Annotated in this window: 13 protein-coding genes; 9 read left to right on the forward strand and 4 right to left on the reverse strand. The window is 46.1% G+C overall.

The genetic code is table 11. The features are described 5' to 3' along the window. Nucleotides 1-6: 6 nt before the first annotated feature. Nucleotides 7-450: an Rrf2 family transcriptional regulator gene (locus tag PMG71_RS01375; RefSeq protein ID WP_283751841.1), complete on the reverse strand. Its 444-nt coding sequence runs from the start codon at nt 448-450 to the stop codon at nt 7-9. A gap of 229 nt (nt 451-679) precedes the next feature. Between PMG71_RS01375 and PMG71_RS01380 the strand changes: the two genes are divergently transcribed. Next, nucleotides 680-1072, forward strand: coding sequence for an AbrB family transcriptional regulator (locus tag PMG71_RS01380; protein ID WP_283751842.1), 393 nt, complete (start codon nt 680-682; stop codon nt 1070-1072). Between the two features lie 205 nt (nt 1073-1277). Beyond that, entirely contained in the window at nt 1278-1688 is a 411-nt protein-coding gene (locus PMG71_RS01385; protein WP_283751843.1) for a hypothetical protein, read from the forward strand. Nucleotides 1689-1690: 2 nt separating this feature from the next. Here the strand turns inward: PMG71_RS01385 and PMG71_RS01390 are convergent, their stop codons facing one another. After that, nucleotides 1691-3337 carry an ArnT family glycosyltransferase gene (locus PMG71_RS01390; RefSeq protein WP_283751844.1) on the reverse strand — a complete coding sequence of 549 codons (1647 nt, stop codon included), beginning with the start codon at nt 3335-3337 and terminating at the stop codon, nt 1691-1693. A 120-nt stretch (nt 3338-3457) separates the two neighbouring features. Here PMG71_RS01390 and PMG71_RS01395 point away from each other — a divergent pair, with 120 nt between their 5' ends. Then, nucleotides 3458-3832 carry a hypothetical protein gene (locus PMG71_RS01395; RefSeq protein WP_283751845.1) on the forward strand — a complete coding sequence of 125 codons (375 nt, stop codon included), beginning with the start codon at nt 3458-3460 and terminating at the stop codon, nt 3830-3832. Nucleotides 3833-3880: 48 nt separating this feature from the next. On the opposite strand, the gene PMG71_RS01400 is transcribed toward PMG71_RS01395, so the two are convergent. After that, on the reverse strand, nt 3881-4399 hold the full coding sequence (locus PMG71_RS01400; protein ID WP_283751846.1) for a hypothetical protein: 519 nt from the start codon (nt 4397-4399) through the stop codon (nt 3881-3883). Nucleotides 4400-4403: 4 nt separating this feature from the next. Beyond that, nucleotides 4404-5171, reverse strand: a complete 768-nt coding sequence (locus PMG71_RS01405; protein WP_283751847.1) for a hypothetical protein — start codon at nt 5169-5171, stop codon at nt 4404-4406. A gap of 257 nt (nt 5172-5428) precedes the next feature. Between PMG71_RS01405 and PMG71_RS01410 the strand changes: the two genes are divergently transcribed. The 6 genes from PMG71_RS01410 (at nt 5429) to PMG71_RS01435 (ending at nt 15741) form a co-directional block, all read left to right on the forward strand. Beyond that, on the forward strand, nt 5429-6232 hold the full coding sequence (locus PMG71_RS01410; protein ID WP_283751848.1) for a tetratricopeptide repeat protein: 804 nt from the start codon (nt 5429-5431) through the stop codon (nt 6230-6232). Between the two features lie 389 nt (nt 6233-6621). Continuing rightward, nucleotides 6622-6858 (forward strand): 50S ribosomal protein L28, encoded by a 237-nt coding sequence (rpmB, locus tag PMG71_RS01415; RefSeq protein ID WP_283751849.1) that lies wholly within the window; start codon nt 6622-6624, stop codon nt 6856-6858. A 506-nt stretch (nt 6859-7364) separates the two neighbouring features. After that, the gene (hpsA, locus tag PMG71_RS01420; protein ID WP_283751850.1) at nt 7365-12938 is read left to right on the forward strand and encodes a hormogonium polysaccharide biosynthesis protein HpsA; all 5574 of its coding nucleotides are present in this window, start codon (nt 7365-7367) and stop codon (nt 12936-12938) included. Between the two features lie 40 nt (nt 12939-12978). Further along, on the forward strand, nt 12979-13740 hold the full coding sequence (gene hpsB, locus PMG71_RS01425) for a hormogonium polysaccharide secretion pseudopilin HpsB (RefSeq protein WP_283751851.1): 762 nt from the start codon (nt 12979-12981) through the stop codon (nt 13738-13740). Nucleotides 13741-13820: 80 nt separating this feature from the next. Beyond that, nucleotides 13821-14975, forward strand: a complete 1155-nt coding sequence (gene hpsC / locus PMG71_RS01430; RefSeq protein WP_283751852.1) for a hormogonium polysaccharide secretion pseudopilin HpsC — start codon at nt 13821-13823, stop codon at nt 14973-14975. A 40-nt stretch (nt 14976-15015) separates the two neighbouring features. Next, entirely contained in the window at nt 15016-15741 is a 726-nt protein-coding gene (locus PMG71_RS01435) for a prepilin-type N-terminal cleavage/methylation domain-containing protein (protein ID WP_283751853.1), read from the forward strand. The last annotated feature ends 26 nt before the right edge of the window (nt 15742-15767 follow it).

Here is a 15767-nt window from a genome sequence, read left to right on the forward strand (position 1 = left end):
TTTCAACTAAACCACAAAATTACTGGCTTCTCCTTGGCTCGCTTGCCAACTGCGAGCATCAAAATACAGATCTTGTAGAGAAATAGTATACAGGGATTCTTTAAGTTTTTGATGCAGGCGATTCCATAAACTATAGGTTACCCAGTCTTCCACTTGATTGCTATCGGGAGGAGAATCAGCCAGAGAGGGCAAGCTTTCACCAACCGCTTCGAGAATTTGCCCCAAAGAAATATAGGCGGGTTTATGGGCTAAACCATAGCCTCCTTGGGCCCCTCGAACCGAATAAACTAGACCGGCTTCTCGCAGTTGGATCAGCAGTTTTTCTAAATAGGCAGCCGAGATATCTTGACGAGTGGCGATCGCCTGTACAGATGATGGGCCATAGCCCGGTTGTAAGGTTAAATCTAAGAGCGCCTTAACACTATAATGGCCACGGGTTGTCAACTTCATCGTCAGGGCAATCTATCAAGGGTATTCGGTCGGTTATGACCTGGATCGAATCACTAACCATACCTCAGTTAGGAGGGGCTGGCTAAAGGTCACGATTGTATTGTGACATGGGTGAACTTTTGTTCAAGGTGTTGTAATATATTGTTACTAGCCGGTAGAAAGAAAACCCGTTTTTTTTTCGGCAAATATCAGTTAAACTGAAAACAGTTCTAAATTGAGTCGTTAAGTGATGAGTAAAAAAGAAAAAATGAAGCCTCTAGTCGGTCAAGAGTTAGTCAGCAAGGTTAAAGAGCTAGAACACCTGAGCAAAGAGGAGAAAGCAAAAGAATGTGGCTACTGTACCTTCACCAAGAGTGGGGTAGAGCGGGTGAATATGATGAAATTCCTCAATGCATTGATCGATGCAGAAGGAATTGAGCTGGATGGGAAAAACTCATCCAATGGTCGGGGTGGACGCAGTGCCAGCTATCGAATTAGTGTGCAATCCAATGGGAACTTACTCATTGGTGCAGCCTATACCAAGCAGATGTCCCTGAAACCCGGTGATGAGTTTGAAATTTCTTTGGGTCGCAAACATATTCATCTGAAGCAAATTGGAGGGGAAGATAACGCCCCAGAATAGACCTTTGCACCTCGTTCCGGATCGACCAATGGGCAATCACACATCCTGAATCCACGCCCGTGAATTGGGGTTCAAGGGAGAAATACAGGAAAAAGACTCCAGAACACAGCTAATCTGGAGACCGCTTCAAAAGAGTAAGGATTCTTAACCTGATTTCTCCCTAAGTCTGGGGTAGAATAAAAAGGGTTTTCAACGCATAAGTGCAATGAATGCAGATACATTTAATTTTGAGAGTCATTCCCCGACTTGCCCCATCTGTCATCGAGTCCAGGTCTTACCGTTAGGACAGTTTAAGAGTGGATTGTATATCTGTCCCCATTGTCATCAGCGATTAGTGGTGAGTAAGAGCGGCCATTATGTGCGCGATCCATTCATATTGAAACCCTTTATTTCCAGTCAGTTATTGCGCCGCCAAAGTCATCCCTTAGCTAGGGTAATGAGAGATTTTGGCAGTGCGGCTCCTCCGTATTGGATTACAGTAATGGTTAGTATTGTTCTGTTTAGTTTTGCTCTAGCTGCTATGGAACGGCTGAAACCGGCAGAGAATACCATACCCCATTGGATGGAAGAGGGCAGTGAGATGATGCGATCGCTACATCGGGAATTAGAACTTTAATTTTAAAGAGAAACGCCTGAAAGTTTGGTCACTAATGTCCAGCCTTCTGCCTCTCCTAACCGTTGGACTTGTTGGGGAAAGCGAGCTTCGAGTGCTTCTAATCCCTGTCGATCTAAAAGGAGATAGGGTTGGGGATATTGAGACCAAGTTTGTAAAATTTGGTCGAAGTTAGCGGGAATTAGGCGGCGATCGCTATAAAAATCTAGAGAAGGACGGCCATACGGATAGTTTGTCATAATGGGTTGTTGAAGGGGAGTATGGGCAATCAGGACTTCAGCCACAGGTTTAACTGCAAATCCTTCCTGAAGCTCCCAAACCCAAACCGGGGAAGCCATCAAGAGCAGCAAAGAGACATAAGATCCCCATGCCAAAATGCCAATAAACTGATAATCTCTTTGTTGAAATAAAAGGCTAACGACGGTCAAGGTAACAGCAATTGAGGCAAAAAGTGCGGGAATCATCCAACTGGAAACCCGTTGAGCAGCCATAACATATAGAGTAGCGCCCCAAGCCACGAGAGCTAAAGTGTAAAAACTCCAGGTTAAGGCTTTAATCCACTGCCCTTTTAATCGGGGAATGCCTTGGGAATAGGCCTGCCAAAATTGACTCAGTTGCGCTCCACCGGCTAAAGCTAAGGCGGGATATAAAGGGAGAACATACCAAGGTAACTTGGTACTCATCATAGAAATGGCGGTAAAATAAAGTCCTCCCCAGACTAAAACCAATTTTCCCCAACTCAAGCTTTGATGTTGCCAGGCTAATCTTAGACCGGGAATAAACATCAATAGCCAGGGAAGGGATAGTTTGAGAATTTCTAGTAGATAATACCATGGGGGGCCCGAACGGTTTTCTACGGATTGCCAAATACGACTTAAGGATTGATGAACTAATCCGGTTTCTAAAAAGGGATTGCCATAATGGAGTAGTTGTAGGCTATACCAAAGGGTTACTGGAATGAGACCGAAGATGATGCCTAGCCACAAATAGCTAGACTTGAGTAAACGGGGAGTATCCCAGGCTAAAAAAAGGAGGGCGATCGCGCCCAACAACAGAGCTAAAATACTTTTAGTCAAAGCAATTAAACCTAACCCTAAGCCCACACCCAGACTATAGCGGACATTGCGCCTTGCTTTGAGAGTAAAGAGGATCGTGAGCAGTAAAAAACATAGAACCGGCCCATCTAACATGGCTAACCGGCCATGGCGAACTACGGGTAGTAAGGTTAAATAAATCAGGGTGGAAAAAAGGGCGGGGAGTCGTTGGCGAAATAATTCTAAACTGAGACTATAAAAGAGGGGAACGGCGATCGCACTCAGCAGCGCCGAAGGTAAACGAGTCGCCCATTCACTGACTCCTACGGATTGATACATTAGGGCAATCAACCAATGGACTAGGGGCGGTTTATTAAAATAGGGTAATCCGGATAAGGTGGGAAATAACCAACCTTCCCAACTGGGAGAGCGGCTGATATTGCGGGCAACTTGGGCAATGGTTCCTTCATCCCAATCTCTTAAGGGGACTCCTCCTAAATTAATCATAAATAGTATGAGAGCAGCGACCAGGAACCCTAGAGCTACGAAGCGATCGATCCGGCGCTCGACTGTCAGTAAACGGTTGGGGGAGCGAAGAGAGGGAAAATCACGGGTCATGGAAGATGAAGTAGGGGGATCTCTTCGAGAGGAAACTGCTATAGTATACCCTTTGAGTAGAGCGATTTTCTGTTGAGCAAGCAAGTCGTTTATCTATTCCCTTAATTGGAGATTCAGTCCATGGTTAAGCAAGTTCATCGAGTGGAACGCCATTCAGGAGGTCGAGGGGCAAAAATTGCTGCTACTGCGATCATTTGGCCCTGTGCGGTGGCGATGTTAGCGATTTGTATTCCGATTGTAAAAGTGGTCAAAAGTGAGTTTGTTCCCTTAGCGGTTATTTTAGGGGCTAGTGGGAGTACGGCTTTGGTTTGGTTTAGTCCGGCGATCGCCTCTGGAAAGCAAGAAAATGAATGGGATGGTTCCTCTGAAATTATTGATCCTGAACAGATGACTTTGGTCAAAACCCTTGATTCTGAAGATGTGAGTTCTGAAAATTGGAGTAAGGTATCGTCATCTAATCAGGAAAGTATTACCCCCATTTTGCCCCTTTGGTAATCGATCTCTGCTCTTTCTTCCCTTGTCTGCGCTTGTTTTCCTACTTGCCTACCCCACACACAACGATCGCACAAATTCACTGGCTGTCATCTTTTGCCACAAGGTTTGACCGTAGATTTGACCGTAACCGATCGCCCGATCCGGCGATCGCCATAATTCCCAGTGATCGACCCCTGGATCGGCATAAAATCCCCCATTTCCTGTTCCCAATAGGCTAGAACTGCAATGGGTAAAATAATCATGACTGACGCGATAAATGGGAAAGGGCCCCGTTAACACCACTCCCCAAGCATCCAGAGCAATCAAGGCTTGAATTTCGCCCCCGGCTTGATGCCAAAGCCAACAAGCGGCGATCGCCCCCACGCCTCCCGCACTATAGCTAATGACCGTAATTTTACGATCCAGACCTCCGGGATTTCCCCAGGCTTCCACCCAATTCTCAAACAAACTTCTACTATCTACGGGTTTTCCCGTAGATATAACCGGAGGAAGCGGTAGATCGACTGCTTTCAGAAACTCATCCGTTAAAGAAGATGGATGAAATCCCGGACAAATGGCGATCGCCATCCCCTTAACCTTCTGGGGTCGGTTTGCGGTGAATATTTTTCTGAATCTGGGGACGCGGCGATCCAGAACTCGACAAAATCGGTTTAGGAGTGCCCACACTCCGGGGCTTAAAATGACCCGATCTTCGCGGACGACTCATAGACCGAGGCGATCGCGATCTGGGGTCTCTAGGCACGGGTGCAATACATAGAGCCTCCTGAATCACCAAATCCGATCCCTCTCTCACCACATGAAATTCCCAAAAATGGTGTAGGGCTTTACCCATTAAAGTCCCTTTCAGCGTCAGCTTAAACGATCGCGGTTTTTCCCCTTTCTTGCGCGGGGCTTGATTAATTTTCACTTTCACTACGCCTGTTTCTGAAGAATGAAATATCACTTCTCCACGAATAGAAAAGTAATTATCCCCCATTAGCGGGTGCAAACTCTGGTCAGCCAATTGTGGTGAATCCAGGGTTTCCGGTTCCCAAACGCCCACAATCTGCATATGTAAATTTTCCTCTTTTTCCCGCGTGCGAGGATAAACCACCCAAAGATGTTCCACATCCAAATCTAAATGTTTTTTCAGTAAACTCATCATCCGACCCAGTAAAACCGCATCAATTTCCGTGCCATCTGAGGCCACAAGCGTCCCCTGAGTTAAATGATCTCCGGCATAATACCGGCCTCGAATTAAACCAATCGCTCGATATTGTAAGGGTTCAGAGGGAGCAGGAATCGGTTGAAATGACTGCTCTGAGTATAAGGAAGAAGATGCAGAGATAGAAGAATACATGCTCGATCAAGGGGTGAGGGCTGGATAGGAGATAGATCTTTTCACTCAAGAAGCCCAGCATAAAGCTGAGGGAGATCTTTTACGAAAAGCCTATTATAACAAGGGTTGGATTTCCCATTCCTCTATGCAAGCCCCGACCGACTAAATCCGCACTATTTCCATATTTCCCCATCTCCCCATCTCCCCATCTCCCCATCTCCTTACACCCCCATCCCCCATTCCCCTACAATAATTTAGAAGAGTTTGAGGGATCTGGAGTGACGATTAAGCGTAGTAGTTGGGTAATCAATGCCATTTTGATTTTAGCGGTGGTCGCTCTGTTAGGGGTTTCCACCATTCCTCCCTTAACTGAAGCTTTCCGCGCTTCTACTTCCGTGGGTTCTAACCCTGCTCCCACTCCAGCAGTTGAATCGCGACAGGCAAAGTTAGAAGCTCAGGAACGGGGATATCAGCTCGTCTTAGAGCGAGAACCGGAAAATCAAAGTGTGTTGCGAGGATTGTTGGATGTGCGCTTAGAATTACGGGATATTGCTGGCGCGATCGCCCCCTTAGAAAAATTAGTCCAACTTAACCCCCAAGATCTCCAATATCGTATTCTCTTAGCCGAAGCCAAGAATTACACCGGAGACCCCGACAGCGCTGCACAAATCTATCGCCAAATCTTAACGGAAAAACCCGGAGAAATGACCGTTTTACAAGGCTTAGTAGATCTACAACTGCAACAAAAGAATCCCCAAGCGGCGATCGGGGTATTAGAAGAAACCCTCAAAAAAGCCACCGCAGCCAATGAAATTAAAGCCGGAACCATCGATACCGCCTCCGTTAAACTCCTGTTAGGGCGCGTGTATGCCGACTTAGAACGGTATGAAGAGGCGATCGCCGTCTACGACCAAGCCATCGAAGACAATGATACCGACTTTCGTCCCCTTTTAGGAAAGGCGATCGTTCTCCAACGCCAAGGCAAACCCGACCAAGCCAAACCCCTCTTCGCCAGCGCCACCACCCTCGCCCCCCCCGAATACCAAGACGAAATCGATCGCCTCATGAACCAGGAGGAATAGGAGAATGGGGAGGTGGGGGGATGGGGAGATGGGGAGGAGTGCGAGCATCTTGCTCGCTTATTTACTCACCACTCATTACTCATAACTCACCACTCACCACTCATTACTCATAACTCACCACTCACCACTCATAACTCACCACTCATTACTCATAACTCACCACTCACCACTCATTACTCACCACTCATTACTCACCACTCATTACTCATAACTCACCACTCACCACTCATTACTCACCACTCATTACTCACCACTCATTACTCACCACTCATAACTTACCACTGACCACTCATAACCCATAACTCACCACTCACCACTCACCACTCATTACTCATTCCCCAGCCCATCGCGGTACAATAGGAGATTGCAGCAAAAAAAAGAGGTAACCCATGTCCCGTACCTGTCAACTCACCAAGAAAAAAGCCAACAACGGCTTCGCCATCTCCCACTCCCACAGACGCACCAAAAAACGCCAAGAAGTCAACCTTCAGAGCAAGCGCGTCTGGTGGCCCGAAGGCAACCGGTGGGTCAAACTCAAACTCTCCACCAAAGCCATCAAAACCCTAGAAACCAAAGGCATCCAAGCCATGGCCAAAGAAGCCGGAATCAACCTCAACCACTATTAATTCAGTCGAACCCATAGGGGTTTGGTCTCCAAACCCCCTAAAATAATTAACCTTAGCAACAGACCTAACATCCTGTAGGGGCGGGTTTTACCCAAATATAGGACACCCAACATTAACTCTGTATTCATGTCGCGTAGCGAAACCCGCCCCCCCAACGCTTTTAATTTCTAGCTATTAATTTCTCCTTCCCCCCTGGGTAACCTAAACTTAGGGTAGTAGGGGTAGGGTGGGCAGTGCCCACCTTGCTGCTAACTAACCATTCCAGCAGCAAACCCCACATCAACAGTAAATTCACAGTTGATAGTCAACCGAAAAATTTGTTAAGACAGAAAAGAGAATCCCTAAATACCGATTCTTCATCCTTCTTAACCCAACCGAGGAGTGCGAGCATCTTGCTCGCTATCACCTCGCAAGAATCTCCCCTTCTTCTCAACTTCAACCCACCCTAGTGGTCACCCCAATCAGGGCTTGTATCGCATCTATCTTCCACATCTAGGACAGTTTCTATGTCTATCCAACGCCTACTCAGACATCTCCGGAATAGTTTCCTCAACCTAGGGCGAACCCTAATTGGATCGCTCTCCCGTTTCCTCAAACGAGGATTAGGTGGCCTCTTCCGTGTCGGTCGGGGGCAACAAGCAGGCTTCGTCCTCCCCACCGTCACCATGGTGATGCTCGTCGTCTCCCTGCTCACCCTAGCCATGTTGCTGCGCTCCACCGACCGCGCCAAAAACGCCCAAAACTTCCGGGTGAATGAAGCCACCTTAAATGCCACAGCGCCAGCCTTGGATAGAGCCAAAGCCAAGATAGTTGCTGTTTTTGAAGGTGACACGCTACCTAGGGGAACTCCATCAGATAGCGCCTTTACAACTGAATTTGGAGATCTAGGCAGTCGCATTGAAAACTATACCTTTGGGGATGAAGTGCCTCTGAAGTTAGCCTATAACATCAAGAGTGATAGCGATTCTTGCCCAAATGATGACAGTAAAACAGGAGAAGAAGATGAACAGGCAAAAACAGCACGGGATTATAAATGTCGAGAAACCGTAAACACTGCCTGGAAATTCCCAGTTGATACAGACAATAACGGGAAATTCGACAGTTACACCCTCTATACCATTCTCTTCCGCAACCCCACCACTTCAGGGGGAGGATTTACCCGCGCTCGCAACCCCCTAGAAGCGCGGAATCTGCCCATGGAAGGGGCGAGTAGCTCTGCATGTGCCAATAACACAGGAGGGGGAGCCAGCTTAGTTGGTGACTCGGACTGGTTTAAGTTACCCAACGAGCAAAAAATCAAAAAAGCCTTCTTTGTGTATGCAGCCACCGTACCCATTGGCCCAGATGCAAATGGCGGACTACCCACCGGTCTAAATGCTAATAATGCCAATGACTATGAACTCTTTCCTGGGGGAACTAAAGGATTTTCTGCTCTGGAATATCAACAAGACTGGAGCCGAATTCCTTTAGCGAACAATGCCGTAGTCTACCAAGATGACTTATTACTATTGTCAGGGACGGAACAACGCTTCAATGGACGAATGATTACTAATAGTAATTTAATGGTAGGTAAGCAAAACAACAAGGGTAATACCTACTTCTATTTGGTTAGTGGTAAAAATTCTTGCTTTTACGATGAAGAAAGTAGCAAAATCAATGTCGGAGGGAATGTCGGAGCAGCTCAGTATAATGAGACATCAGATAAACCGCCAGTAGACGAGATCCACCTGTTTAATGGAGAAGGAAATGACCCAAATAAGGTGAAAAACCAATTTGGGAAAAACACTAAAACAACAACATCCTCTGGGGGACAAGATGTCACCTATAACAACAATGCCTATAACCAGCGCATTGCTTATCTGGTGAATGCAGCCATGCAACTGCAATCAAACGATCTTTCAGACGACCTGAAAGAAGAGATAGATGGCCTCACCACTAATGAAAAAAAACAATTCTTTAGAAACTACTTCAGGGAACGGACTCGCTACGTGCCCTTTTTGGAAGTCCAACCAGGAGATAATGCCAAATTCATTCCAGATGCCACCGTCACCATTCCTGTACAACTAGATGATAATCCTCAAGATGGGTATTTGGATTCGATTGGAAATAACACGGATGCTAAAACCTTTTTTGCTCTTTCCCATGATTCAGAGACAGCAGATAAAACCGGACTTAAACCCTTGCGTCCCCCCCACCAATGGATGTTTCCGGTTGACCCATCGAACAATGCAACAACTTATGTCAAGAATAAAGATGGTAGTAGAACACTCACTTTAGATCTCGATCAAATTCCTGCAACGAATCCACGAGAGCGAGAGGGGAAAGAGTTGCAAATTGGCGATCGCGTTAACGTCGGCAATAACTTACCCTTAACCATCTACAGGGATGGGACTGAAGGTGTCTTTATCTCCGGTGAATTAATCGATCAAGAAGTGACCGGTAAAAAGTGGTCAACAGCATCTCAACCCATCAATGAGACTCCTGGAAATTCAACGGTTCAACGCACCAGAGATTCACAAGTAGTCAGCTTACCCGATTTAGGAGACACTGCCCGCGATGGACAGTGGGAAATTGATGCAGCCACTACTCCCAATGATAAATTTGATAACGTGGGTGGCTTAAGAGTCATTACCGGTGCGGGGATTTATTTGCCGGGAGCCAATAGCAATACAACTGCACCTACTGCAGACGACGAAGAGCCAGGTAAAAATATCATTATCTGGCCCGATTATTTCCCAGTGGCTAAGAACCATCCGGAGGTTGTGTTTGACCATGATAATGACCCCACAACCGCTTCTGTTTCCGTAGATTCAGCAAATAATACCACTCGCCCTTATCTAAGGATGCGAGCATCAGTCGTTTATCACCACAGTAATAGCGCTTTCGCAGATAACGACTACCCAGAAGATGACAGTGGGAACCCAACAAATCAAACCCCCCTTGCTTGCGTAGCCAACTATTACGATCCAACCGATACAGCCAACTCAAACAACGGCACAGTTTACAGTTGGAATGATAATGCGTTTAATATAAGTCTCTTACAATATCAAGCGGCACTGCGCTATCCCGGAGTTGTGTATCAGGATGGGAGTAAGGTATTAGGCGATCGCCTCGTCAATCCCTTACTTGCTTCTGCTTTAGACAAAAGCACCTCCGCATCTTCAACGGATCGCACCCTTGCCGAACAAACTGCCGTTGATGCTGCCATTTGTGCGACCCTGATTATGAATAATGGTGGCTCAGTCAGTAGCGATATCCCAGAGGATGCTATCAAAGAAGTCACCTTCCTCGATGCCCGGCAGATTAAAGCCAATGATGTTCATAGCTTAGAAATTGAAAGTAGCACTGGAACAAATCCAGTAACTTATACCCTGAAACAGGCTATGGATGAACCTTACTTCAAGAAGGATGATATTGTCACCATAGAAGCCTATGATCAGACGACAGGGAAAAATGTCCCCAAAATTGTGCGGGGAATTGTAACCGAGGATGCCACCTCGACACAAATTAAAGTTTCGACAGACGCTAGTCAATCTGTTTATGTAAACTCAGGTGGTGCTGGTATTGAGACAACAGAAACAGGATGGATTACAGAATCATTAAGTGGTCGCTACGATCTTCCCATCGAAGAACGGTATCCCTTAGAAATTCGTGCCACTCAAATCGATCTCGATCTATTGAGGCAAAAAAGAAGAGGAACCTTTAACGATCCTCAAGAGTATCTCCTTCCCAATAGTGGACTCATCTATGCCACACGCGAAGATGCCCTTCCCGATCAAACCACTTGGGTCAAAGATGGGACTGCCACATTCGATCATAACGTGGATAACGGTTCGGAACCCGACTTAGATCAAAGTGGCACAGACTACAAGCTCGACCCCACCCGCCGTCCCAATGGTATTGTTCTGATCAACGGTAGTCAACTGAACCGGGGAACAACAAACGACTACCGACCTGAAGAAAAAGGGTTTATCCTCGCCACCAACTTGCCCGTCTACATCAAAGGAGACTTCAACTTACATAGTGCTGGGGAAGAGTTTACAGATGATTTGACAGCAAACTATAGTAACTTCTATAGCCGTACCGGTTTGAATGGCAGCTTTGCTTGTCGCAAAGATCAACCAGGTTGTACTGGTGATGGAGATACTTGGCGCAGCGCCACTGTTTTTTCCGATTCCTTAACGCTGCTCTCCGACAACTTTGAGTTTGGAAATCGCAGTGATGCAGACTATGACCTCAATAACAACCAAGGAGATGGTCGTTCCATCGCTAAACGTCGCAAAAATGGCTTCTTTACCAATGGCTTCGTCACCAACCGTGACTATCCCAGTGATGGAGATTACACCAGCTCTACTGGGACTAAACCCTTTAGCTCCTACTTCAACAATTTTGTCACTCCCATCCAGCGCCGAGCCACATTCCCAGAGTATGTGATGGAAATTTGCGAAAAACTTCCCGTCTCTGAGTGCGAACCGCAGGATTGGCATATTCCTATCGATAGACCAGCCGGAGATCAGTATGACCTGAATGGCGATGGTGATACTGATGATACTTTTACTTTCGGAATAGACTTAAATGGTAATGGTGACACCAATGATACTGACATCAGTGAATCAGCGATCGTACTAGACTGGAATGGTGATGGTGACACAGATGATACTGACATCAGTGAATCAGGGATAGACTTAAATGGTGATGGTGACACCAATGATACTGACATCAGTGAATCAGCGATCGTACTAGACTTAAATGATGATGGTGACACCAATGATAATGACATCAGTGAATCAGATTTAATCATATCCGATCCTAATTCTATCGAGGAATCTTCCCTTAGCAAGCTGCATAGCTATATGAACTTACAAGGTAAGACTCCGTTATCAACATCCGCTCAATTGGATAAAACTACGTTAAGTACTCTACTAGGAAAAACAGAAGCTGAGATACAGCGCTACCCTCGCCGTATTGCCTTTTTGAGAAATGACAAAAATGAGCTAATTTTAGATGAAACCACTCAAACCCCTATTGCTTTAGGTGTTGACAGCAATGGTTTCATTAAATACTTTTCCTATACAAATACTTCTGCCAGTGCTATCCAAGATGATGATGGTGAAATTGAACTTTTTCTTTCTACAGGACTCGCCAATACAATTCTTACCGCTTTCATAGACCAAGGAATTGTAACTGGATCAAACATCACCCCAGTAACTGGACTGCCAACGGCTGCAAGTGATGCTCTGTGGTTCCGAACCACAGACAACTCAAGTGACCCAACAGGATCTTGGGAATATGAGAGCAATAAGCCCTTAGCCTACTTAAACTCACTCACAGCCACTGATGAGCAACCCTTGCTCATTCCTGTCGTGCAACTTCGTTGGACTGACAGAAATCCTGGAAGTTTTAACCCCACTAATGATGACATAATGTCCAATACAACCAGTTGGGTACAACATGCACAAGAGACTCAATTCAACTTGGTGTTTGTAGCAGGAGACTCTCCAGGAAGACCGGGTGAAGTAAATGGGGCTTTGGCAAACTTCCCCCGATTTCTAGAAAGTTGGAAAGAGGTGAATGCCAAGATCAGTGGTTCATTTATTCAAAATGGACGCAGCACTTATGGAACAGCTCCTTTTTGGGTATTGTTGAAGGACGATCCTCTAGAGTTCACGTACGACGAACGAACTGGCCCATTTGATGAAGTTCAAGCCTACCGAGCTGACAACAACAGTGGATTACTTCCCTACTATGATCCACCTAACCGTTCTTGGGGGTTTGATGTGGCTCTGTTAACCCAAGCACCTGACTTGTTTGCCCAACGGTTTGCCATCAAGGATGATACTCCTCCCAATGAATTCTATCGGGAAGTGAAACGGGATGATAAATGGGTACAAACCCTCCTCTGTGCTGCTCAACCCGACAAGCGCGTTGACCCCACAGATGCAACTAAAACAGTCACTCAAGGCGGTGGGTACGAGGATGCTCCTGATGCCTATGATAAGGACGTGACGATCGCTAATAATGCTGCCGTCTCTTATAAATATGCCATCTCTGAAGATCAACGGCCTCCTGCCTGCCAATAAGCCCATAATTAATGAACCCTAACCCTTACGAGGTGAACCGATGAAACCTATACTCCGAAAACCCCACCCCCATTCCTCCCCGCCCAAGGGTGAGTCTGGCTTTACACTGATTGAATCCTTGGTTGCCGTCGTCATCCTGACGATTATGTTAGTGGGAATCGCCCCGGTGATTGTCCTGGCAACGGCTACCCGGATTCAAGCACGGCGGGTAGAGCTGGCAACACAAGCGGCTCGCTTCTATATTGATGGTGTGCGAGCGGGCAGCATTGACCCCCCCCATACCTTTGTAGATTTGCAAGAAAATAACGGAGGACAATTTCAGTCGCGACGAGCAGCTTTTTCCCAAGCTGCTGCTCCAGCTATTACTTTACCGGCCTGTGATACCCCAACAGGGGGATACTGTAAAAATGAAGCACTTGGTAGTGCTAAAGCCGTGTCTACTACTAATGTCAGTTTGTACTGCTTCAATGGTGATGAAACAGCAGGATGTCAAGCCAGCAGTCCCAATGATTTCATTGTCCAAGCCTATCGTAGTGTCAAAATAAAAACAGATGCTCCGGCAGTTCTAGCAACTGATTCAAAACAATTGGAGCAAGGTTATCTCTTAGGAATTCGGGTATACCGAGCAGATGCCTTAAAGGATAATGGTCAACTCTTAACTATGGCTACAGATGGAGTTCAACAGCGTGCTTCTGGAACAAGCTTGAATGTGAAAGCACCGTTGTTGGAAATGACCACAGAAATTCAAGGCGATAGCGATAGTATCGATAGCTTTACTACTCGCTATGGAGGAGGGGGTTAATCATATCAAGTAGGGGCGAAAAATTTTTCGCCCCTACCCAATGCAATGGCAAGGGTTCAATAGGTTTAGGGGCAATACTGATGTTTATGTTACTGAATGCTTTATTAAAAAGCCGTCGTAAGGGGCGCAGAAATCAAGGGTTTACCTTGATTGAGCTGTTGGTGGCTTTGGTGGTTGCCTCGATTATGATTAGTAGCTTGCTGGGGTTTATGGTGGATATCCTCACCAAAGACCGCAATGAGCAAGCGCAGTCAGCAACTCAGCAAGATATTCAAGGGGCGGCCGATTATATCCGCCGAGATTTAGAGACGGCAGTTTATATCTATGATGGCGAGGGATTAAGGGCGATTTCGGGTAATTATAGTACAACCGAGTGTAGTAGTCCTGTGTCACCAGGTTCTTATACACCTCCAGCTAGTTGTAGCCAAATTCCCGTCATCGATAATGGGGAAGGACTGCCGATACTAGCCTTTTGGAAACGCAAGTTTTTAGATAAAGATTTGAATGTTACGGTTACAGCAAACCCAACGAGTAGAAGAGTTGGACAATTAGTCAATTTACCTAATGGCAATCCGAATGAGCAAGATTATCAAGTCTATGCTCTAGTGGTCTATTATCTGAGTAAGGCTAATCCTAGTAATACTTGGTCGAATGCAATGCGGATTAGTCGGGTTGAGCTTCGGGATGGGATTGTGGATACCGGTGGAAATCCTCAAGATGGGACAATTAATGGCGTGGCTTATGATCTTAATCCTAGTCCTGGATATGCCAATTTCGACCTCTCGATATCTGGGGATAGCATACATGAGAAGATGAATAAATGGCAGAAAACAGCTACAGCATTTGACTTGAGTAAAACGCCGATACAAGTTTTAGTCGATCATATTGACCATACAACATTAGCTGATATTACTCCTGAGACTTTTCCGAATGCTGTGAATTGTCAGGATGCTTTTCCAAACAAAAAAGAGCCTACTCCTGCTCCTACAGGTACTGATGAACCTTGGCAAAGTCCGAATTACGGTGCGGCGGGTTTTCCGGCTGCGTTTAAGACGGATAGCTTTTTTGCCTGTGTAGATTCCGAGGCAGGAGTGGCTCAGATTTATATTCGAGGAAATGCTTTAGCTAGAATTAGTCCGACTGATCCAGATAAGTATGTTCCTAACAACGATCGCATTTCCTTCTTTTTCCCGACGACAAGTATTCAAACCAAAATCAGGGGAAGAGTAAACTAACCATTATAACAATGATAGAGGTATTTTAGGGGAAGTGGATATGAATCGGAAAGTTGGACAACATCAAAAGCAATGGGGTAGAACTTGGCTCTATCGGCTCCAGGCTGGACAAAATGATTGTAAAGGTGAACAGGGGTTCACGCTACTGGAGTTAATTGTTGTTGTGGCCATGATTGCCATTTTAAGTGCGATCGCCACTCCCAGTTGGTTGGGTTTTGTGCGCCAACAACGGGTCGCTGCGGTCAACGATGGTGTATCTTTGGCGCTACGGGAGGCACAACAAAAGGCCAGGAGTACAAAACTGGCCCAGAGCGTGAGTGTGCGAGTGACTGATGAAGGGATTCCCCAAGTAGCGGTTCATAAAAAGGATCGTAGGGCGGATGATTTAACGGATCAAGAGTGGGAAAATTTGGGGTCAGATCAGGGAGTTTCTGGAGACCAGATCTTGTTATTTACGAATCTGTTAGTTAATGAGCCAAGTAGTGCAGACGACAATGATGGTTCTAAGAATAAACTAGATGAAAACATTACCCAAGATACTTACCCTCAACCCAAGGGCGATCAAGGGCCGGTAACGATTGTGTTTGATCAAGATGGAAATTTAGATCCTTTAACCGATCCTGACACCAATTTAATTATTGGTGCGGCTGTACCTCTTGGGAATGACCCGACGAAACCGGTGGCGAATACGCAGCGTTGTGTGATTGTGAGGACGTTGTTGGGGTCGATGGAGTTGGAGTCTGAGGATAATTGTAATCCTTGGTAGGGTTGGGTTTGGGTGCGTTACGCTGG

This window comes from Roseofilum acuticapitatum BLCC-M154, from assembly GCF_030068475.1.
In the GTDB taxonomy this organism is placed as follows: Bacteria; Cyanobacteriota; Cyanobacteriia; order Cyanobacteriales; family Desertifilaceae; genus Roseofilum; species Roseofilum acuticapitatum.

What these genes read in the sequence shown, in the direction of transcription:
- PMG71_RS01380 (WP_283751842.1), top strand. Translation starts at nt 680, where the DNA reads ATGAGTAAAAAAGAAAAAATGAAGCCTCTAGTCGGTCAAGAGTTAGTC.
- PMG71_RS01385 (WP_283751843.1), top strand. Translation starts at nt 1,278, where the DNA reads ATGAATGCAGATACATTTAATTTTGAGAGTCATTCCCCGACTTGCCCC.
- PMG71_RS01400 (WP_283751846.1), bottom strand. Translation starts at nt 4,399, where the DNA reads ATGGCGATCGCCATTTGTCCGGGATTTCATCCATCTTCTTTAACGGAT.
- PMG71_RS01375 (WP_283751841.1), bottom strand. Translation starts at nt 450, where the DNA reads ATGAAGTTGACAACCCGTGGCCATTATAGTGTTAAGGCGCTCTTAGAT.
- PMG71_RS01435 (WP_283751853.1), top strand. Translation starts at nt 15,016, where the DNA reads ATGAATCGGAAAGTTGGACAACATCAAAAGCAATGGGGTAGAACTTGG.
- rpmB (WP_283751849.1), top strand. Translation starts at nt 6,622, where the DNA reads ATGTCCCGTACCTGTCAACTCACCAAGAAAAAAGCCAACAACGGCTTC.
- PMG71_RS01390 (WP_283751844.1), bottom strand. Translation starts at nt 3,337, where the DNA reads ATGACCCGTGATTTTCCCTCTCTTCGCTCCCCCAACCGTTTACTGACA.
- PMG71_RS01405 (WP_283751847.1), bottom strand. Translation starts at nt 5,171, where the DNA reads ATGTATTCTTCTATCTCTGCATCTTCTTCCTTATACTCAGAGCAGTCA.
- hpsA (WP_283751850.1), top strand. Translation starts at nt 7,365, where the DNA reads ATGTCTATCCAACGCCTACTCAGACATCTCCGGAATAGTTTCCTCAAC.
- PMG71_RS01395 (WP_283751845.1), top strand. Translation starts at nt 3,458, where the DNA reads ATGGTTAAGCAAGTTCATCGAGTGGAACGCCATTCAGGAGGTCGAGGG.
- hpsC (WP_283751852.1), top strand. Translation starts at nt 13,821, where the DNA reads ATGTTTATGTTACTGAATGCTTTATTAAAAAGCCGTCGTAAGGGGCGC.
- hpsB (WP_283751851.1), top strand. Translation starts at nt 12,979, where the DNA reads ATGAAACCTATACTCCGAAAACCCCACCCCCATTCCTCCCCGCCCAAG.